The 19,229-nt window shown below is 57.3% G+C and carries 16 protein-coding genes and 1 other annotated feature; of the genes, 8 read left to right on the top strand and 8 right to left on the bottom strand.

Annotated features, from left to right (window positions below):
• Nucleotides 1-126: 126 nt before the first annotated feature.
• Both EKM04_RS06825 and aspS read right to left on the bottom strand, forming a co-directional pair.
• Nucleotides 127-1,608: a SulP family inorganic anion transporter gene (locus tag EKM04_RS06825; protein ID WP_174152633.1), complete on the bottom strand. Its 1,482-nt coding sequence runs from the start codon at nt 1,606-1,608 to the stop codon at nt 127-129.
• A 76-nt stretch (nt 1,609-1,684) separates the two neighbouring features.
• Nucleotides 1,685-1,740, bottom strand: a sequence feature (sul1 is cis-regulatory element that is thought to sense ions involved in sulfur or methionine metabolism; They are found in Alphaproteobacteria).
• Nucleotides 1,741-2,004: 264 nt separating this feature from the next.
• Nucleotides 2,005-3,795: an aspartate--tRNA ligase gene (gene aspS / locus EKM04_RS06820; RefSeq protein ID WP_183897529.1), complete on the bottom strand. Its 1,791-nt coding sequence runs from the start codon at nt 3,793-3,795 to the stop codon at nt 2,005-2,007.
• 204 nt (nt 3,796-3,999) lie between these two features.
• On the opposite strand from aspS, the gene EKM04_RS06815 reads away from it, so the two are divergent.
• From EKM04_RS06815 to EKM04_RS06800, 4 genes are all read left to right on the top strand, one after another.
• Nucleotides 4,000-5,247, top strand: coding sequence for an MFS transporter (locus tag EKM04_RS06815; protein WP_183897528.1), 1,248 nt, complete (start codon nt 4,000-4,002; stop codon nt 5,245-5,247).
• A gap of 116 nt (nt 5,248-5,363) precedes the next feature.
• Nucleotides 5,364-6,521: a ribonuclease D gene (rnd, locus tag EKM04_RS06810; RefSeq protein WP_183897527.1), complete on the top strand. Its 1,158-nt coding sequence runs from the start codon at nt 5,364-5,366 to the stop codon at nt 6,519-6,521.
• Between the two features lie 228 nt (nt 6,522-6,749).
• Entirely contained in the window at nt 6,750-7,775 is a 1,026-nt protein-coding gene (locus tag EKM04_RS06805) for an adenylate/guanylate cyclase domain-containing protein (protein ID WP_174152629.1), read from the top strand.
• A 110-nt stretch (nt 7,776-7,885) separates the two neighbouring features.
• Entirely contained in the window at nt 7,886-9,247 is a 1,362-nt protein-coding gene (locus tag EKM04_RS06800) for an esterase-like activity of phytase family protein (protein WP_183897526.1), read from the top strand.
• 49 nt (nt 9,248-9,296) lie between these two features.
• Here the strand turns inward: EKM04_RS06800 and ppx are convergent, their stop codons facing one another.
• The 4 genes from ppx to EKM04_RS06780 form a co-directional block, all read right to left on the bottom strand.
• Nucleotides 9,297-10,817: an exopolyphosphatase gene (ppx, locus tag EKM04_RS06795; RefSeq protein WP_183897525.1), complete on the bottom strand. Its 1,521-nt coding sequence runs from the start codon at nt 10,815-10,817 to the stop codon at nt 9,297-9,299.
• A complete protein-coding gene (locus tag EKM04_RS06790; RefSeq protein WP_183897524.1) occupies nt 10,814-13,015 on the bottom strand; it encodes an RNA degradosome polyphosphate kinase in 2,202 nt (733 codons plus the stop codon). The genes ppx and EKM04_RS06790 overlap by 4 nt, the downstream gene beginning before the upstream one ends.
• A 157-nt stretch (nt 13,016-13,172) precedes the next feature.
• On the bottom strand, nt 13,173-13,886 hold the full coding sequence (gene hdaA / locus EKM04_RS06785) for a DnaA regulatory inactivator HdaA (protein ID WP_183897523.1): 714 nt from the start codon (nt 13,884-13,886) through the stop codon (nt 13,173-13,175).
• 3 nt (nt 13,887-13,889) lie between these two features.
• A complete protein-coding gene (locus EKM04_RS06780; protein WP_174152624.1) occupies nt 13,890-15,044 on the bottom strand; it encodes an AI-2E family transporter in 1,155 nt (384 codons plus the stop codon).
• Between the two features lie 237 nt (nt 15,045-15,281).
• Here EKM04_RS06780 and purM point away from each other — a divergent pair, with 237 nt between their 5' ends.
• The 4 genes from purM to dcd all read left to right on the top strand — a co-directional run bounded on the left by purM (nt 15,282) and on the right by dcd (nt 17,994).
• Entirely contained in the window at nt 15,282-16,355 is a 1,074-nt protein-coding gene (gene purM, locus EKM04_RS06775) for a phosphoribosylformylglycinamidine cyclo-ligase (protein ID WP_183897522.1), read from the top strand.
• Nucleotides 16,352-17,011, top strand: a complete 660-nt coding sequence (gene purN, locus EKM04_RS06770; protein ID WP_183897521.1) for a phosphoribosylglycinamide formyltransferase — start codon at nt 16,352-16,354, stop codon at nt 17,009-17,011. Before purM ends, purN begins: the two co-directional genes overlap by 4 nt.
• Before the next feature lie 162 nt (nt 17,012-17,173).
• Entirely contained in the window at nt 17,174-17,431 is a 258-nt protein-coding gene (locus tag EKM04_RS06765) for a hypothetical protein (protein WP_183897520.1), read from the top strand.
• A 20-nt stretch (nt 17,432-17,451) separates the two neighbouring features.
• Nucleotides 17,452-17,994 carry a dCTP deaminase gene (gene dcd / locus EKM04_RS06760; RefSeq protein WP_183897519.1) on the top strand — a complete coding sequence of 181 codons (543 nt, stop codon included), beginning with the start codon at nt 17,452-17,454 and terminating at the stop codon, nt 17,992-17,994.
• Here the strand turns inward: dcd and EKM04_RS06755 are convergent.
• Nucleotides 17,984-18,601 carry an NUDIX domain-containing protein gene (locus tag EKM04_RS06755; RefSeq protein ID WP_183897536.1) on the bottom strand — a complete coding sequence of 206 codons (618 nt, stop codon included), beginning with the start codon at nt 18,599-18,601 and terminating at the stop codon, nt 17,984-17,986. The genes dcd and EKM04_RS06755 overlap by 11 nt on opposite strands.
• Nucleotides 18,602-18,629: 28 nt before the next feature.
• Entirely contained in the window at nt 18,630-19,229 is a 600-nt protein-coding gene (locus EKM04_RS06750) for an NUDIX domain-containing protein (RefSeq protein WP_183897518.1), read from the bottom strand.

Below are 19,229 nucleotides of genomic sequence, written 5' to 3'. Positions count from 1 at the left end.
TCGGGAGCAGGTTTCTTCAACATGTCCCAATGAATCATAACCCCCCCGATGTGACCAGGGGTTTGTCAGCAGTCTGGAAAGCCCCGGATCACTCCGGGGCTTTCTTTTTTTCAGCGAAATCAGCTTTTAATGCAGCGCTTGGGGAGCCGCATCCGGCTTGTCGTGCAGAGCGAAGCGGTCGATCATGTGGGCGCTTGCGTCATTGGCACCGATGACCTCGACCTGTTTGCCCGCCTTGCGGAATTTCAACACGACCTTGTCGAGTGCGCCAACGGCGGAGATGTCCCACAGATGCGCCTGCGTCACGTCGATGACGACACGCTCCACCGGCTCGGCAAAATCGAAGGCCGCGACGAAGCTTTCCGTCGAGGCAAAGAAGATCTGACCATCGACACGGTAGATACGCTCGTTGTCATCCACACCTGTTTCGGTGCGAACATGGAACAGTTTTGCGACCTTGCCAGCAAAGAAAACGCCCGACAGCAACACACCCGCCAGAACGCCCTGCGCCAGATCATGCGTTGCAAGCACCGTACCGACGGTCACCAGCATGACGATGCTGGATGATGGCGGGTTGTGGCGCAGGTCGAGAATGGACCGCCAGGAAAACGTACCGATGGACACCATGATCATGATCGCCACGAGTGCAGCCATGGGAATGATACGCACGATATCGTCCAGAACGAGGATGAGGAACAAGAGGAAGGCGCCGGCCACGAAGGTCGACAACCGCCCTCGCCCGCCGGAGGATACGTTGATGACGGATTGACCGATCATCGCGCAGCCACCCATGCCGCCGATAAACGCAGCGGCGATGTTGCCTGCACCCTGGCCTATGCACTCCTGGCTCTTGTTGCTGGGCGTGTCCGTCATGTCATCGACAATCTGGGCTGTCAGCAGCGATTCCAGCAGGCCGACAGCGGCAAGCGCTGCAGAATAAGGGAAGATGATCTGCAAGGTTTCCCATGTCAGCGGTATCTGCGGCAGGGCAAAAAGCGGAAATGACGATGGCAGCTCGCCAAGATCGCCAACGGTGCGCAGATCCATGCCGGAATAGAACGACACGAGCGTCAGCACGGCAATGGCCACCAGAGGAGACGGGATCGCCCGTGTCACCCGCGGAAACAGGTAGATGATGGCAAGACCGCCCGCAATCATCACATAGGTGCTGACAGGCACGCCGATAAGCTCGGGCAACTGCGCCATGAAGATGAGAATGGCGAGCGCGTTGACGAACCCGGTCATGACGGAGCGGGAAACGAACCGCATGACCCGACCGAGTTTGATGAGACCCGCCAGGATTTGCAGCAGGCCCATCAACAGGGTGGCCGCGAAGAGATATTGCAGGCCGTGCTCTTTGACGAGCGTCACCATCAACACGGCCGTGGCGGCGGTTGCCGCCGAAATCATACCTGGCCTGCCGCCGGTGAAGGCAGAGACACAGGCGATGGCAAAGGAGCCAAACAGCCCCACTTTCGGATCGACGCCCGCAATCACGGAAAAGCCGATCGCTTCAGGTATCAGCGCGAGAGCCACGACGATGCCGGACAGAATGTCCGCGCGAATGTTCGAAAACCACTCACGCTTGTAAGTTTGAAATGTGTTCATTTGAGATTTTTCGCAAACTGATACACACCGCCCCAGAGCCATGCTCGGGTAAACGAAAAGACGAAACGATGCTTTGCGTTGTCTGGCGGATCGGCGGCCAGAAGAGCCACCCGGGGTTACACCGGGTCCGTGGTGAGTACGCCTTCTATAAGGGCAGATCGCCCGCACTGCAAGGTCTTGAAGACGGATAAGAGATCAGATGCCTGTTGGAAGAGCCGGGTCATCCGTGGAAGGGATCCGTCATCGTGGCTGAAAAATCAGGTGAACCAGCGCTTTTCGAGTTTTGGAAAAAAGGAACAGACCGGCCGCAAAAAGAAAAGGCGGTAGCTGAAGCCACCGCCAAGACGTTGATCACGATAGCAAGGGTACGATCAAGCAACCCTTACAGACTTTCGCTTAATCCTTTTTCGGCGTCGGCACGACGCGCAGAGCCAGTTCGCGAAGTTGCGTTGGCGATGCTGGCGCTGGTGCGTTCATCAGAAGATCCTGCGCCTGCTGGTTCATCGGGAACAGCGTGATTTCACGCAGGTTCTTCGTGCCGGTCAGCAACATGACGACGCGGTCCACACCGGCCGCCATGCCCCCATGCGGAGGTGCGCCGTACTGGAAGGCGCGGTAGAGGCCACCGAAGCGATCTTCCACGTCCTGCTGGCTCAAGCCCACCTTCTCGAAGGCCTTGACCATCAGTTCAGGCGACTGGTTACGAATGGAGCCGGAAGCGATTTCGTAGCCGTTGCAGACCATGTCGTACTGGTAGGCCTTGATCGTCAGCGGGTCCTGATTCTCAAGCGCATCCATTCCGCCCTGCGGCATGGAGAACGGGTTGTGGGCGAAGTCGATCTTCTTTTCTTCTTCGTTATATTCGAAGAACGGGAAGTCAACGATCCAGCACAGCTCGAAACGGTCGCGGTCAACGAGGTTCAGCTCCTCACCAGCGCGGGTGCGGGCTTCGCCTGCGAATTTGTAGAACTTGGCAGGGTCACCAGCCACGAAGAAGCAGGCATCACCGGCACTAAGGCCGAGTTGTTGGCGAAGCGCTTCGGTGCGTTCTTCGCCGATGTTCTTGGCGAGTGGACCGGAGCCGACAACCTTGCCGTCTTCTTCCTTCCAGAAGATGTAGCCAAGACCAGGCTGGCCCTGCCCCTGCGCCCAGGCATTCATGCGGTCGCAGAACGCTCTGGAGCCACCGGTCTTGGCTGGAATTGCCCAGACTTCAACCTTGGGGTTGGAGGCGATCATGTTTGCGAAGACCTTGAAGCCGGAGTCGGCGAAATGGTCTGTCACAGCCTGCATTTCGATCGGGTTGCGCAGGTCAGGCTTGTCGGAACCGTATGTACGGAGCGCGTCGTCATAGGCGATGCGGCGGAAGGTCTGCGTCACGGGCTTGCCTTCGGCAAACTGCTCGAACACGCCGCGAATGACCGGCTCCATCGTGTCCCAGACGTCTTCCTGCGTCACGAAGCTCATTTCGAGGTCGAGCTGGTAGAATTCGCCCGGCAGACGGTCTGCGCGCGGGTCTTCATCGCGGAAGCACGGTGCGATCTGGAAGTAACGGTCGAAACCAGCCACCATCAGAAGCTGCTTGTACTGCTGCGGCGCCTGCGGCAGCGCGAAGAACTTGCCTTCGTGGATGCGGCTCGGCACGAGGAAGTCGCGTGCGCCTTCCGGCGACGAGGCCGTCAGGATCGGCGTGGAATATTCGGCAAAACCGATATCGCCCATGCGGCGGCGCATATCGGAGATGATCTGCGTGCGCTTGACGATGTTCTTGTGCAGCGTATCGCGGCGCAGGTCGAGGAAGCGGTACTTCAGGCGCACGTCTTCAGGATAGTCAGGCTCGCCAAAGACCGGCAGCGGCAGTTCCTTGGACGCGGCCAGCACTTCGATTTCCTGCGCGTAAAGCTCGATCTCGCCCGTCTCCATGGTCTTGTTGACCGTGTCTTCCGAACGCGCCTTGACGAGACCGTCGATACGGATGACCCATTCGCCACGGACAACTTCCGCAGACTTGAAAGCCGGGCTGTCCGGGTCTGCCACCACCTGCGTGATGCCGTAGTGGTCGCGAAGGTCGATGAAGAGAACGCCGCCATGATCTCGTACACGGTGAACCCAGCCGGAAAGGCGAACGGTTTCGCCGACATGCGACTTGCGGAGAGCGGCACAGGTGTGGCTGCGGTAACGATGCATTTTGTTATCCTGAAACATAGCGGCGATCACGCACATGGATCGCGTATTCTAAATCGGGCGGAAAAGCGCATGACAGACCCGATTTGTCAAGGCAAAGCGCAATATTGTCCCGAATAGCGCCGCGTTTAAGCGTATTCGTTCAGCGAGAATCGTTTATCGATAGTCTCAGCTTCCAAAGCCCTCAAGATACGCGATGTATGCCGCATGAGCCAGATACGACCCCTCATTCCCCTTCTGCTGACGGCGGGTATTTTGATCGGCGGAAATGGCTTGCAAGGCACGTTCATCGCATTGCGTGGATCATCGGCAGGTTTTTCGGCCAGCACCATCGGCCTCATCAGCGCCGGTTATAGCCTGGGCTTTGCGGTAGGCTGTGTCAACGTGACCCGCCTGTTGCGAAAGATCGGCCACATCAGGGCCTTTTCCACCATGGCCGCCGTCGCGTCTGCAGCCTCCATCACGATGATCCTGATTACCGATCCGGTTTTCTGGTTTGCTATGCGCTTCATCATCGGCATTGCGGTGGCGTGTCTGTTCGCCACCATCGAAAGCTGGATCAATGCGCAGGTGACGAATTCCAACCGCGCGAAAACGCTGTCGATCTACCGCTTCGTCGATTTGGGCTCCGTCACGCTGGCGCAATACGTCATTCCCGCCGTGGGGATCGAGGGACCTGCGATCTTCTCGTTGATCGCCATGGCCCTGACGCTCTCGCTGGTCCCCATCTCCCTTGCCGACAAATCGAACCCGGCCCCTCCCAAACAGGTGCCGTTCGATCTCTTCGCGGTGTGGCGCATTTCGCCGCTGGCGGTCGTCGGCTGTATCGCCGTCGGTCTGAGCATGTCGGCGTTTCGCAACATTGGCCCCATCTATGCCGAGCAGATCGGGATGTCAGTGACGTCGATTGCAACCTTCATGAGTGCGGGCATCATCGGCGGTGTCGTGCTGCAATATCCGCTGGGGGCCTATTCAGACCGGTACGACCGACGCATCGTCATCGTCGCGACCACCGCCTGCTCGGTCGTGACAGGCCTGTTTCTGTCGTTCTTCGCCGGAACCGACGAGTTTCGAAACGTCATGGGCGTCTTTGTCTTCGGCGCCTTCGCGCTGCCGCTTTACTCGCTCAGCTCGGCGCATGGCAATGATCATGCCAAGGAGGGCGAGCACGCCATGATGTCGGCCGGGCTTTTGTTCTTCTGGTCTATGGGGGCAACGGTCGGCCCTCTTCTCGCTTCGCTTCTCATCGATCTTTTCGGCCCCAAAGCGCTGTTTGCCTATACGGCAGCCATCCAGGTCGTTTTCATGATCTACACCCTTTACCGCCTGACCGTGCGGGCCGCAGTGCCGGTGGAGGAGCGCACCTGGCGCTTCCGCTCGCTTTTGCGCACCTCGGCCTATTTCACCAGACTTGCCGCGCCATCTGCATCGGAACGGGACAAAAAAGACGGATAGCTGTCCTCTACCCCCATAAAGATGTGACAGAGAGACAAGAAGAGCCGCGCCTGTATTGACACGGGCGCTTCAAAGGGAAAGTAAGTTTGATACTTTCCATGAGCGGCAAAAAGATAATGATTGAGACGACAGCAGCACTCGCCGAAGCCTGCAAGGAACTGGCGAAATCCGATTTCATCACCATCGATACGGAATTTCTCCGCGAAACGACTTTCTGGCCTCAGCTTTGTCTCGTTCAAATGGCCAGCCCGACGCTCGAGGTGCTGGTCGACCCTCTCGTGAAAGATCTCGATCTGACGCCGCTGTTCGAACTGATGGCCGATACCAGTGTCATCAAGGTTTTCCATGCCGCCCGCCAGGACATCGAAATCATCCATCATCTCGGCGGTCTCATTCCCCACCCGATCTTCGATACGCAGGTTGCGGCGATGGTGTGCGGCTTCGGTGATTCCATTTCCTATGATCAGCTTGTCCAGCGGATCAAGAACGTGCAGATCGACAAGTCGTCGCGCTTCACCGACTGGAGCCGCCGTCCGCTGACGGAAAAGCAGCTGGATTACGCACTGGCCGATGTCACCCACCTGCGTGACGTCTATCTGGCGCTGCAAGCACAGCTGGATCGTGAAGGCCGTTCCTCCTGGCTGAAGGAAGAAATGGACGTCCTCGAATCGGTGGAAACCTACGACATGCATCCCGACGATGCCTGGCTGCGGTTGAAATCGCGTCTTCGCAAGCCGACGGAACTCGCAATCTTAAAATTCATCGCCGCTTGGCGTGAGCGTGAGGCGCGGTCGCGCAACGTGCCGCGCTCGCGCGTGTTGAAAGACGATGCCATCTTCGAAATCGCCCAGCAACAGCCGAAGGACACGGAGGCACTCTCGCGCCTTCGTACCATTCCGAAGGGTTGGGAACGTTCATCCTCCGGTACAGCCATCATCGATACGGTCAATGCAGCGCTTGCTTTGCCGAAAGGCGACATGCCACACCCGCCTCGCCAAAGCCATTCACCGGAAGGTTCAGGTGCCGCTGTTGAACTTCTCAAGGTTCTGCTGAAGCTGACGGCCGACAAGCACGGCGTTGCTGCCAAAGTCATCGCCAACAGCGAAGACCTCGACAAGATCGCATCGGAAGGTGAAGAGGCGTCGGTACCGGCTCTTTCTGGCTGGCGCCGCGATTTGTTCGGCGAACCGGCGCTGAAACTGATTCGCGGCGAAGTGGCGCTTCGCTTCGCAGGCAAGAAGGTCGAAGCACTGGAATTGCCGCAACAGGGATGATGCGCCGTAGCTGCTGACCGAACCACCACAACATCAATATTGATCTTCATTGCTGATCGCGACGTGTAACCGATGTAACTCGGTCACAGCTTTCACCCATACACGCTACCTTACCAAAACATCACTTTTTGACCTTTAGTTTCCACAATATGGTCGCAACCGTCGGGAATGGGATGTCCGGTCCGGCACAGTCGCAGGCCAGCCGTAACGTCCAAACAAAGAGCCGTCATGAGAAAACTTCTAGCGATGCTGGACTATGTGATGCTGTTTCTGGCGGTGGCTGGAAGCGGTGTTGCCTATGCATTCCTGGAATATGGCGGTGGTGCCCTGATCGGCGCGACCTACGCATTGTTCTCCTGCGCGCCCATTCTGGCCTTCGAGCGCGGCTATATCATGCCGGGCCTGTCGCGCAGAATCAGCATGTTGCCAACACCCGCTTACATTCTCTCTGCGTTTTCGGCCTATGCCGTGCTGGTGTTCTGCGGCTTCGGTTTCGGCGGCACGATTTTGTGGGCGACCGGCGTTTTGCCGGTGACATGGCAAAAAGCCGTCCATGCGGAAATGCAGTCGCTTTTGTTCATTCTGTGCGTCTGCGCCATCATCGTTTTCGTCATGCGTGTTCGTGAACTCCTGGGTCGGGACATTTTCATCGACCTCATTCTTGGGCGGTATCGCCGTCCGGTCAGCGAAGAACGTGTTTTCCTGTTCGTTGATCTCGTGGGATCGACGTCCTTTGCCGAAATGCACGGCGATTTGCGCGCGCAGGAGTATCTCGGCGAATTGTTCTCGGCTTACGCTGGCCCGGTGAGGCGGCACGGCGGTGTCATCGATGACTATATCGGCGATGCCGCCATCATCACCTGGCCGTACCACATGGCAATCCGGCGTGCCGCCTGCATCAACTGCGTTTTCGATATTCTGAAAACCATAGAAGACGGTCGCGCCGATTGGCTGTTGCGGTTTGGGGCGGTCCCGAAACTGCGCTTTGCCATTCATGGCGGGCCTGTCATCACCGCTGAAATCGGTGTCGATCACCACAAGATTACCTATTTCGGCGATACGGTGAACACGACGGCGCGGCTTGAGTCGCTGAGCAAGATGCTGGGGCATCCCGTCCTCATATCGTCAGATCTTGCGCATCAGCTGCTTTTGCCGAAGGGCGTGAAAAGCGAGTATCTGGGCGAGCATGCCGTGAAGGGGCGTGGGCAGACATTGGGCGTCTGTGCCCTTAGCCGTCACGCGGTTATGAGCTAACGCTCATATTTTCCATCAGCGTCATCAAATCTTCAACAACGCATCAACCAGCTGTCATGAAGCTTGCCTAACGGTCCGTGCATTGCAGATGCAAACCCAAAGGTAATTCCATGACAAAGACCCTCCTCGCCTCGGTTGCCATTCTGGCACTCGGCACCATCTCCGCCTTTGCAGCGGAAAAGGAGTTTCCAGCAAAGCTCGTGTCGCACGCCGTGTTGCCCGCAAACACGATCATCCCGGCGCCATCGGACGCGCCCCAGCATCTGAAGACGTCCGCAAAATTCACGACGCCGGACCGGAAGCGCGCGGAAGGCCTGGGAACGGTTCCCGGCAAGGATGGCGTTCGCACCACCGGACTGTCGATGCCGTTCGACGGTCAGGCCATGCAGGGCTTTTCCGGCATCAAGACGATGAGCGACGGCACGTTCTGGAGCCTGTCGGACAACGGCTTCGGCTCCAAGGCGAACTCCAGCGATTCCATGCTGATGCTGCATCATCTGAAGCTTGACTGGGACGTCGGCAAGGTCAACGCACTCGAAACGGTGTTCCTCTCCGATCCGGACAAGAGGGCACCGTTTCCGATCGTCATGGAAGGCTCCGACAAGCGCTATCTCACCGGCGCGGATTTCGACGTGGAATCCATCCAGCCAACAGAGGATGGATTCTGGGTCGGTGAAGAATTCGGCCCTTACATCCTGAAATTCACCCGCGACGGCAGGTTGACGGATGTGATCGCAACGAAGGCTGGCGATGTCGACGTCAAATCGCCCGATCATCCAACCCTGTCGCTGCCTGCCAATCCAACGCAGAAACTCCCAGCCTTCAACCTGAAGCGCTCGGGTGGTTTCGAAGGCATGGCGATGTCCAGGGACGGCACCAGGATTTACGGCCTTCTCGAAGGTCCGCTCTATAACGCTGAAGGTCAGGTCGAAAAGACCGAAGATGGCGCAACCGGGCTTCGCATCATCGAGCTCGATGTCGCGTCCAAAAGCTGGACGGGCCGCACCTGGCTATATCCGCTGGCAGACGGTGGCGAAGCGATTGGCGACTTCAACATGCTGGATGACGCGACGGCGCTGTTGATAGAGCGCGACAATGGCGCGGGCACCAGCGACAAGGCCTGTGCGGACGCCAAGAAGCCCGAGGCCGATTGCTTTGCGGTTCCTGCCAAATTGAAGCGCATCTACAAGATCGAATTCAACGATGCGAATGTTGGCAAGGCAGCGCGCAAGATCGGCTACATAGACCTGATGAAGATTGCCGATCCCGACAAGAAGGCCCTCCAGGGCAGTGAAAACGGCATCTACACCATGCCTTTCGTCACCATCGAAAACGTCGATCGCGTCGATGCGACGCACATCATCGTCGGCAACGACAACAACCTTCCCTTTTCGGCCGGTCGGGCGTTGGACAAGGCCGATGATAACGAGTTCGTTGTGCTTGAGGTGAAAGACTTGCTGGACGCCAAATAATTGGGATTTGGTAGCGCCTTCGACCGATGTCGAAGGCGCTCCTTATCGCTCACTCGAACACGAAGGCCAGCTTCTTGCCCGTCAGCTTCGAAAGCTGCTGCAAACGACCTTCGAGGCGTTCACCGGCAAAGTCGTGATACTCATGCGGCACGACGAATTCGAGATCGACGTCTTTGCGTTCCGAACGACGGAACTTCAGGTGATCGACGACGCCGGGCATGGATGCCGAAAACAGATAAACCACACGCAGCAGACCGCCGAGCAGCTTGGCCAGTTCCTGCATTCTGTCCCCTGCGATGGACGTCAGATGCTGGGTCGTGCCGTTATCGTTCAATCCTTCAAAGCGGTAGTAATTTGCCAGCGCGATATAGGCGCGCCCGGGATGCGTGATGGCGATGAAGGACGAGTGCGCGATGATGTTGAGCGCCTGCAATCCGCGATAATCCGGGTGCGCGCGCCAGCTGATATCGGCCAGCAGGCAGGCTGCCTGGCGATAGCGCGCCTCGTCTTCTGTTTCGGTAATGCCGAACACAGGCACGGTGCGCCCGCTCCAATCGGCAAGCTCGCGCGCATGTTCGGGTGAACGGGCGCGAAGAATGGCCAGTTCGTCGGCCACCACCAGCAACGGATCGGCCTTCTGCTCGACCTCCGGCAACAGCGAATAAAGATAGCCTTCGCGAACACCTTGCGCCGAAAATGCGATCTTGGAGGGCTTCATCACCTCAAGCACTTCGCGCATGGCAACGGCGCCGAAAGGCAGAAGCGTACGACGGTTCTTGGAAACCGCCTGCCATGCCGGGTCCTTGCTGTCCTTGGAAGCGATCACTTCATCGAGGAAACTCAGCATATCGGCCAGCGGCATCTCGTAGCCCTGCATCATGTGCAGCGAATAACCGGTGATTTCCATGTGCAGTTTGGCGATGTTTCGCCATGTGCCGCCAACGGCGTAAAACGTCCGCCCTTCGCCCTTGGCCAGCAGCTTTGCGGTTTTGACCTGTTTTTTCGTAAAGGTGGTGGCCTTCTCGATGGAGCCACCGGAATGTTCGGACAGTCGCAGGCCACCCAATGGCAAGGTAATCCCCTCGCCGCAGGTTTTGCCCTTGATGTCGATCAGTTCCAGCGAGCCACCGCCTAGGTCACCGGCAATGCCATCGGCATCGTGGAAGCCGCTGATGACGCCGTAAGCGGAATAGAGCGCTTCCTTCTCACCGGAGAGAACCTCGATCTCGCACCCGAGAATGGCTTCCGCATCGCGGATGAAATCGGGGCCGTTGCTCGCCTCCCGCGCAGCAGCGGTCGCCAGCACATAAAGCTTTTGCGCCTGCGCCTGCTGCGACAATGCGTGGAAACGACGTAAGGCGGCAAGCGCACGCGTGACGCCTTCCTCATCCATTCGACCGGTCAGAGCCAAGCCCTTACCAAGCCCGCACAGGACTTTTTCATTGAAAAGCACCGCAGGGGCGCGCGAAAGACCTTCATATACAACGAGACGAACGGAGTTCGAGCCGATATCTATGACGGAAACGGGGGCTAAGCCAGCAAGCCGCCCCTGTGCTTCTGATCGTGTCATTCAGCCTGTTTCTTGCGGGATGATATCAGCCCGGCTATCAATTTGGGCGCACTGGACTTCAAGGCTTCACCGCGTCCCGAAAGGCTTGGGTTGGTCATGAAGTAGTGCTGCGCGTTGAACGGTTCCTCGCCTTTGCGCACCTCGATGCGCCTCGACGTTCCGTCCGGCAGTATCTCGTAGCTCTGCTGGTTGTCAATGAGATTGCCCAGCATGATTTGCGAAAGAACCTGCTCATGCACCGTTGGGTTGACCAAAGGCACCATGGTTTCCACACGTCGATCCAGGTTTCGCGGCATCATATCGGCGGAACCGATGTAGACCAGCGCCTTGTCGGACGGCAGGCCGTAACCATTGCCGAAGCAGAAGATGCGGCTGTGTTCCAGGAAGCGGCCCACAATGGACTTGACGCGGATGTTGTCGGAAAGACCCGGCACCTGTGGCCGCAGGCAGCAAATGCCGCGGATAACCAGATCGATCTCCACACCGGCCGCGCTCGCATGATACAGCGCATCGATAATCTCGGGGTCAACAAGCGAATTCATCTTCATCCAGATCGCCGCTTGAGCACCGTTTCGGGCATGCTCCGCTTCATCGTTGATATGCTTGAGAATGCGCGACCGCATCGTATAGGGCGAAACCGCCAGCTTCATCCCCTCTTCCGGCTCGCCGTAACCGGTGATGAAGTTGAAGATGTTTGCCATGTCGTGGGCAATCTTCGGATTGCAGGTGAAGAAGGACAGATCGGTGTAGATCTTTGCCGTCACCGGGTGGTAATTGCCCGTTCCCAGGTGGCAATAGGTGCGCAGCTTGCCATCTTCCCGGCGCACGACCATCGACATCTTGGAGTGGGTCTTCAGTTCGATGAAGCCGAACACGACCTGGACGCCTGCGCGCTCAAGGTCACGGGCCCAGCGAATATTCGCCTCTTCGTCGAACCGCGCCTTCAACTCCACCAGCGCCGTCACCGACTTTCCGGCATCGGCCGCGTCGATCAGCGCGCGAACGATCGGGCTGTCATTGGACGTGCGATACAAGGTCTGCTTGATGGCGAGAACATTGGGGTCCCGCGCGGCCTGCAACAGGAACTGCACCACCACATCGAAGCTCTCATAGGGGTGGTGAACCACCATGTCCTTTTCGCGGATCGCGGCCAGGCAATCGCCCGCATGCTCACGCACACGCTCCGGGAAGCGGGCGTTGTAGGGTTCGAATTTCAGATCGTCGCGTGGCGCCTTAACCAATTCGGAAATGGTGTTGAGCGCCAGAAGCCCGGGAAGAACCGCGACGCGGTTATCGGGCACGTTGAGCTCATGCACCACGAACTGGCGCAGGGATGCGGGCATTTCGCTGTCGGTCTCTATGCGGATCACCGAGCCGCGACGGCGGCGCTTCAGGGCGCTTTCGAAGTAGCGCACCAGATCCTCGGCTTCTTCTTCAAGCTCGATATCGCTATCTCTGATAATGCGGAACGTGCCGAGTCCACGCACCGTGTAACCGGGATAGAGCCGGTGGATGAACAGGCCGACGACATCCTCCAGCGTGATAAAGCGGACTGTCGTCTTGTCGTCCGGCAAGCGAATGAACCGGTCGAGCGCGGGCGGCAAGCGCAGAAGCGCCGTCATCGGCTCGCGGCCGTTGACGCTATCCAGCTGCAAGCCCATTGAAAAGCCAAGGTTCGGAATGAACGGGAACGGGTGCGCCGGATCGATGGAGAGCGGCGTCAGAACCGGGAAGATCAGTTCCTCGAATTCGTTCTCCAGCCAGACGCGGTCCTCATCGGACAGCGATGCTGGGCGAACGATATAGATGTCTTCCTTGGCAAGATATTGCTGAAGCACAGCAAGCGAAGCCTGCTGCTCCATCTGGAGATTATCGATTTCCTTGAGGATGTCTTCGAGCTGTTCGGCAGGCGTCTTTCCATCCGGTGTACGCACGGTCACATTCTGACGAACCTGGCCTTCGAGACCGGCCACACGGACCATGAAGAATTCGTCGAGGTTGGCGGCGGATATCGAGAGAAAGCGCAGGCGCTCCAGCAAGGGATGGTCAGTGTTCAGCGTCTCCTCGAGAACGCGGCGGTTGAATTGCAGCCACGAAAACTCCCGGTTGATGAAGCGCTCCGGGCTATCCCACAGGCTCTTCTCCTCCGGTATGGATTTACCGTTTTCGTCGAGATTGTCCTGCACCACCGAATCCATCAAATTTCCCGCCCTTTATCTCCAGACCCGCAGGAACCCACAGGGCCTTGCCGCTCCGGTTGCTTGTTTCAAATATCCCAGCGACTTGAAATCGCTCCGCACTTTCCGTCCAATACCCCATTGCCCGTATAACAGTTTGACGACGGAACTGTGACAGTCAATCCTCGTCGGGGTCGCCTCCAAGCTCCGTCAGCACCTCTGCCGCCATGGCGCGGCTGATACGTGTGCCTCTCGACAGGGCCAGACGGTCCAGTCTTTCGACGATCGTCTGCGCCGCATTGAGAGAGCGTTCCATGCGCGCCACGATATAGCTGACAAGTTTGTCATCCATATAAAGCTGACGGTCGGCAAACAGCTTCATCAGCACTTGCGCCAGCAAATCCTCGTCCGGCTCGCCAATTTCCACCACCGTTGCCGCCTTGAGGCGCGACCGCAAATCCGGCAATATTACCGGCCATGCAGCGGGCCACTCACGCGAGGTTATCAGCAGCGAAGTGCCATTTTCCCGAACGCTGTTGATGACGTGGAACAGTTCCGTGTCATCAAAGCCGTTTTGATCGGCATCTTCAAACAGAACCGGGTTTTGTTCAGCAGCACGCGCGGCGTCCGAGCCCTGCACAGGCTTGATATCCACCGCATTGCTGGTGGTTTTCCATATGCTGGCGAGATGGGATTTGCCGGAACCTTGCGGTCCCACGAGAATGACCACAGGCGAAGGCCAGCGCGGCCACTCATCGACAATGCTGACGGCCGCATCCAGCGGTGCGGCCACCAGAAGGTCGTCACGACCTGTCGCCGTCTGATGGGAGAAAGCAAGCGGGAGCTGCTCGCCCCTCGACCTGCTGCCACCGGGTTTGTTGTTATCGGTCATCTTTCAGCTCTGAGAATCGATCTTTTTGGGCGGCAATGCCTGCGTCTGCGTATCCTCGCCATCCCATGGCAGATTGGCAGCACGACCATGGTAAAGATCGCTTTCGAGATAGCGCGACAGCACGAAGCGAACCAGCACGCCGACGGCTGCGGCTGCCGGTACCGCGACCAGCAGACCCACGAAACCAAACAATGCACCGAAGGCAAAAAGGGCAAACATGAGCCAGACCGGGTGAAGACCGACGCTACTGCCAACGAGCTTGGGCTGGAGAATGTTGCCTTCGATGAACTGGCCGGAGAAAAAGACAGCCAGAACCAGGATGACATCGATATAGTCAGGCCAGAACTGAACCAGCGCGACCCCTACGGCCAGCACGAGGCCGACCATGGAGCCGACATAGGGAATGAAGCTGATCGCACCCGCGAAGAGGCCGATCAACAGGCCAAAATTCAAGCCCACAAGCGACAGGCCGACCGCGTAGTAAACACCGAGGATGAGGCAGAGAGAGCCCTGGCCGCGAATGAAGCCCGCAATGGTGCTGTCCATGTCGCGCGCGATCTGGCGTACGGTGGCGACGTGATCACGCGGGATCCAGCTATCGACCTTTTCGATCATCCGGTCCCAGTCCAGCAAAAGGTAGAAAGCGACAACGGGCGTCACCACCAAAAGCGAGATGACATCCACCAGGGATTTGCCGGAGTTCCAGATCTGCGTGAGCAGCGTGCCGATGAAGCCTGCGCCTTCGGCCAGGACCTTGGAGAAATTCTCCTTGACGGTGTCGATCTGCGCGCTGACCCAGCCGGGCAGAAGATTGGTATCGGCGCCGGCGATGAGTTGCTGGAGGGAGGAGATGTATTGCGGAATGCGGGTGATGAATTCGGATGCCTGGGCTGCCACCAGCGGAATGATGATGATGAGCGACAGCGCAAACAGCAGCACGAAAGACACAAGGATCATGATGCTCGCCATCATGCGGCTCAAGCCCCGACGCTCCAGCCAATCCGCGACAGGATCGAGAAAATATGCCAGCGCCATGCCCGCCACGAAGGGCAGGAGAATGGAGCTGAAGACCATCAGGAACAGGATGAAGATGACCAGCGCACCGAGCCAGAAAAAGATCTGGCGTCTCAGATTCATGCCTCTGATATGTGGTTGCATCGTCTGCTCCTTTGGGCGCCCATACGCCTAACGCCGGGGTTAGGAGATAGGATGCGTGGACCGGACTGGTCAAGTGGAGCCCTCTTGCCAAATGGGTCACGATGGAGCTTTCCCATGACAATACGGCTAAAACACCCAAAAGGCGTGAAAAACATGCGTTTTGCCGCGCCCATACTTGCATCGTCACCCTTCTCATGCGAATGGCGACGCCAAACGGAACCAGTGGAGACGACAGCCATGAGCGAGCAAGGCAAGAACGGTCTTACCTACAGCGATGCAGGCGTGGATATCGACGCCGGAAACCTGATGGTCGAGAAGATCAAGCCCGCCGTGCGCTCCACCCGCCGCCCTGGCGCGGATGGTGAAATCGGTGGTTTCGGTGGCCTGTTCGACTTGAAGGCCGCGGGTTTCACAGACCCGGTTCTCGTCGCTGCCAATGATGGCGTCGGCACCAAGCTCAAGATTGCCATCGACGCGGATTACCACGACACCGTCGGCATCGACCTCGTTGCCATGTGCGTCAACGATCTCGTGGTGCAGGGCGCAGAACCGCTGTTCTTCCTCGACTACTTCGCGACCGGCAAGCTCAACCCGGATCAGGGTGCGGCCATCGTCACCGGCATCGCCGCTGGTTGCCGCGAATCGGGTTGTGCGCTGATCGGCGGAGAAACCGCTGAAATGCCCGGCATGTATTCGGATGGCGATTACGATCTCGCCGGATTTGCCGTGGGCGCTGCCGAACGTGGCCAGCTTCTCCCAAAGGGTGATATTGCCGAAGGCGACGTCATTCTTGGACTTTCCTCATCGGGCGTTCATTCCAATGGCTTCTCGCTGGTGCGCAAGATCATCGAGCTTTCCGGTCTTGGCTGGGATGCGCCTGCCCCATTTGCAGACGGCAAGAAGCTGGGAGAAGCTTTGCTGACGCCAACCCGCATTTACGTGAAGCCGCTTTTGAAGGCCATTCGCGAAACCGGCGCGTTGAAGGCGCTGGCGCACATCACCGGCGGTGGTTTTCCGGAAAACATTCCGCGCGTCCTGCCAAAGCATCTGGCCGCTGAAATCGATCTGGATGCCATCAAAGTTCCCGCCGTCTTCTCATGGCTTGCCAAGACCGGCGGCGTTGTACAGAGCGAAATGCTGCGCACGTTCAACTGCGGCGTCGGCATGATCGTTGTCGTTGCGGCGGAGAATGCACAACAGGTAACGGACGCTCTGACAGCGGAAGGCGAAACCGTCTTTGCGCTCGGCCGCATGGTCGCTCGCGCGGACGATGGACACGGCACGATCTACAAGGGCACGCTCGGCCTATGAGCGCCGCCGCTCCCCGCAGCAAAGTTGTCGTTTTCATCTCCGGCAGCGGCTCCAATATGATGGCGCTGGCAAACGCTTGTCAGGAACAGGATTTCCCTGCGGAGATCGCCTGCGTGATCTCCGACAAGGCGACCGCAGGTGGCCTTGCGAAGGCTCAAACACTGGGCATTCCCACACTCGTTTTCGAGCGCAAGACCTATGCGAGCAAGGCTGAGCACGAGCAGTCCATTCTGGCTGCGCTGAGTGAAATCGCGCCCGACATCATCTGTCTTGCCGGTTACATGCGTCTCATCTCCGGCGATTTCATCGCGCCCTATGCCGGTCGCATCATCAACATCCACCCCTCCCTCTTGCCCCTCTTTCCCGGCCTGCATACCCACGAACGCGCTATCGAAAGCGGCATGAAAATCACCGGCTGCACGGTGCATTTCGTCACCGAAGGCATGGACGAAGGCCCGGTTATCGGCCAGGCGGCGGTGCCGGTTCTGGTGGATGATACCGCTGACACACTCGCCGCCCGCGTTCTGACCGTAGAGCACCAGCTCTACCCTCTGGCCCTCAGGCTGCTTGCAGAGGGCAAAGTGCGGATGGAGGGTGGCAAGACTGTTGGAAAATATTTAAATCCAAGTTCTGGAAAATCGCTGATAAGTGCCTAACCGCATCTGTTTATTCGTTAAATTAACACAGTTTTACAACCGGTTTCAATAAACTTTTGATTGATAGATAAAGCACCAAATTTGAAGATTACAAACCATGTTGAATAACGCATTATCTTCAACAGAATCGAAATCAACACCAACAGAACGAAGGAGAGTTCTATGTTTGTTCGTTATACACATATTTCAAACGGCCCTGGTCCATCAGAAGCTATAATTGCCGTAACCACTCTCGACGGCACAGAAGAAGTAATCGTTGATAGGGATCTGCTGCAAGAATCTGAGACGCTCGATGTCGGCTCTGTAATCGTCGACAGAGAAGATGCATATCTCTTCGAGCTTCCGCGAGAAACCTCAACAGGCCGCAGTAGAGTCTGGGTTGCAAAATCTCTCGCTTTAAGCAATAAGGTTGCAGCTTAACTCTTATACGGAATCTCCAGGTGATATTAGTTGATCGTGAAATTAAAATAGCTCTGAGAGAAGGCCAAGTCAAAATTGAGCCTCTGCCAGACCTGGAGACCGCAGTATCATCTTCAAGCATTGACTTGACATTATCTGACACATTTAAGACATGGCAGCAAACGGCTGGCATGTCTATATCCCCTGGCAAAAAGGGTTATTCCTACTCAAATCTTCTACATTTACAGAAAGAACACAAAGACAATTTTACACTGCTGCCACAGTCCTTTGTACTTGCTTGGACGAAAGAAAAAGTCAATATTCCATCCACATCACGGCTAGCAGCGAGGGTGGAGGGAAAAAGTTCTTTAGCGCGGCTTGGTGTAAGCATTCACGTAACAGCACCAATAATTCATGCTGGCTTTAAAGGCCAAATTCAATTGGAAATGTATAATTTTGGTCCTTTCGAAATTATCCTGACACCAAATATGTACGTTTGCCAATTGGTTTTTGAGCAGACGAATGCAACACCTGAATCCGGCTATAGCGGTATTTTCGCGGATCAAACTCAAACTAACCGTTAGTTAAGAGACTTTTGTTCAGCATCGCCCATTGCAACAAGATGATTGTCTTCGCATCCGTGATGTCACCGGTTGCGATCATTTCGAACGCCTGATCCAGCCCGATCAAAATGACCTCGATGTCCTCGCCTTCTGTTGCGAGCCCACCGCCGAGGCCGGCTTTTTCTTCCAGATCGACCCGCGCATAAAACAGCGCGACCTTTTCGGTCAGCGTGCCGGGGCTGGCGTAGGTTTCGAAGAGAAACTGAACGTCCTTCACCGCATAGCCGGTTTCTTCCATCGCCTCACGGCGGATGGCGTCGTCCGGCTGGTCGTCATCGGTTAGGCCTGCAGGCACTTCGAGCATGAAACTCGGATCGCCGTTGACGAAGGCGGCAGGACGGAACTGGCGGACAAGAACAACGGCATTTTTCGCCGGATCGAACAACAGGATCGCGGCAGCGCTGCCGTGGTCATGCACTTCACGGTCGATGCGGATTACCCGGCCATCCGGCATGCGCTGATCGAACGCCAGTGTCTGGAGGTGGACGAAACGTTTCCAGACGGTCTCCTTCGAGACAAGCTTGACCCTGTCATCGTCCGGCCTCGCCGATGATGTCTCTGTTGCCATTTCGTCCACGCCAAACTCCATCAGTCTTTTATGATTGCGTCAGGGCCGTACGGTTGAGCGCTGCCCATTGCAACAGCATGATGGTTTTGCCGTCGCAGATATCCCCGTCCTCGATCATTGTCATTGCATCAGCCAGGGGGATCACGACGACCTCGATGTCCTCGTCCTCATGGGCAGCGCCACCGCCCTCCTCCACCCGATCGGACGCATCGACGATCGCGACGAAGAAATGCAGGATTTCCGTGACAGATCCCGGCGACATGAAGGACTTGAACAGGAAGCGCGTGTCACGCAGCTTGTAGCCGGTTTCTTCCATCACCTCGCGGGCAATGGCGTCTGCCGGGTTGTCGCCATCCAGCAAACCTGCAGGCGTTTCCAGCAGCCACCCATGATAGCCATTCACATAGGTTGGAACCCGGAACTGGCGAACCAGAATGACGCTGTCGATCTTCGGATCATAGAGCAGAATGGTCGCGCCGTTGCCGCGGTCATAGGCTTCGCGCTTGAGCGTCTTGGTTGCGCCCTTGGCGTCGGTGTAATTGTAGGTGATGTTGCGAAGGTGATACCAGTTTTTTGAAAGCGTCTCGTCTTTAAGAATTTCAATCGTCGCATTGCCGAATTTCTGCAT

Origin of the sequence: Rhizobium skierniewicense Ch11 (assembly GCF_023757665.1) — a bacterium.
Taxonomy (GTDB): Bacteria; Pseudomonadota; Alphaproteobacteria; order Rhizobiales; family Rhizobiaceae; genus Agrobacterium; species Agrobacterium skierniewicense.
Note: the sequence above shows the minus strand (reverse complement) of the source record. Positions and strands in the feature narration are given on the sequence as shown.

Coding starts and splice junctions, on each gene's coding strand:
- EKM04_RS06825 (WP_174152633.1), bottom strand. CDS start 1,608: ATGAACACATTTCAAACTTACAAGCGTGAGTGGTTTTCGAACATTCGC.
- aspS (WP_183897529.1), bottom strand. CDS start 3,795: ATGCATCGTTACCGCAGCCACACCTGTGCCGCTCTCCGCAAGTCGCAT.
- EKM04_RS06815 (WP_183897528.1), top strand. CDS start 4,000: ATGAGCCAGATACGACCCCTCATTCCCCTTCTGCTGACGGCGGGTATT.
- rnd (WP_183897527.1), top strand. CDS start 5,364: ATGATTGAGACGACAGCAGCACTCGCCGAAGCCTGCAAGGAACTGGCG.
- EKM04_RS06805 (WP_174152629.1), top strand. CDS start 6,750: ATGAGAAAACTTCTAGCGATGCTGGACTATGTGATGCTGTTTCTGGCG.
- EKM04_RS06800 (WP_183897526.1), top strand. CDS start 7,886: ATGACAAAGACCCTCCTCGCCTCGGTTGCCATTCTGGCACTCGGCACC.
- ppx (WP_183897525.1), bottom strand. CDS start 10,817: ATGACACGATCAGAAGCACAGGGGCGGCTTGCTGGCTTAGCCCCCGTT.
- EKM04_RS06790 (WP_183897524.1), bottom strand. CDS start 13,015: ATGGATTCGGTGGTGCAGGACAATCTCGACGAAAACGGTAAATCCATA.
- hdaA (WP_183897523.1), bottom strand. CDS start 13,886: ATGACCGATAACAACAAACCCGGTGGCAGCAGGTCGAGGGGCGAGCAG.
- EKM04_RS06780 (WP_174152624.1), bottom strand. CDS start 15,044: ATGCAACCACATATCAGAGGCATGAATCTGAGACGCCAGATCTTTTTC.
- purM (WP_183897522.1), top strand. CDS start 15,282: ATGAGCGAGCAAGGCAAGAACGGTCTTACCTACAGCGATGCAGGCGTG.
- purN (WP_183897521.1), top strand. CDS start 16,352: ATGAGCGCCGCCGCTCCCCGCAGCAAAGTTGTCGTTTTCATCTCCGGC.
- EKM04_RS06765 (WP_183897520.1), top strand. CDS start 17,174: ATGTTTGTTCGTTATACACATATTTCAAACGGCCCTGGTCCATCAGAA.
- EKM04_RS06755 (WP_183897536.1), bottom strand. CDS start 18,601: ATGGCAACAGAGACATCATCGGCGAGGCCGGACGATGACAGGGTCAAG.
- EKM04_RS06750 (WP_183897518.1), bottom strand. CDS start 19,229: ATGCAGAAATTCGGCAATGCGACGATTGAAATTCTTAAAGACGAGACG.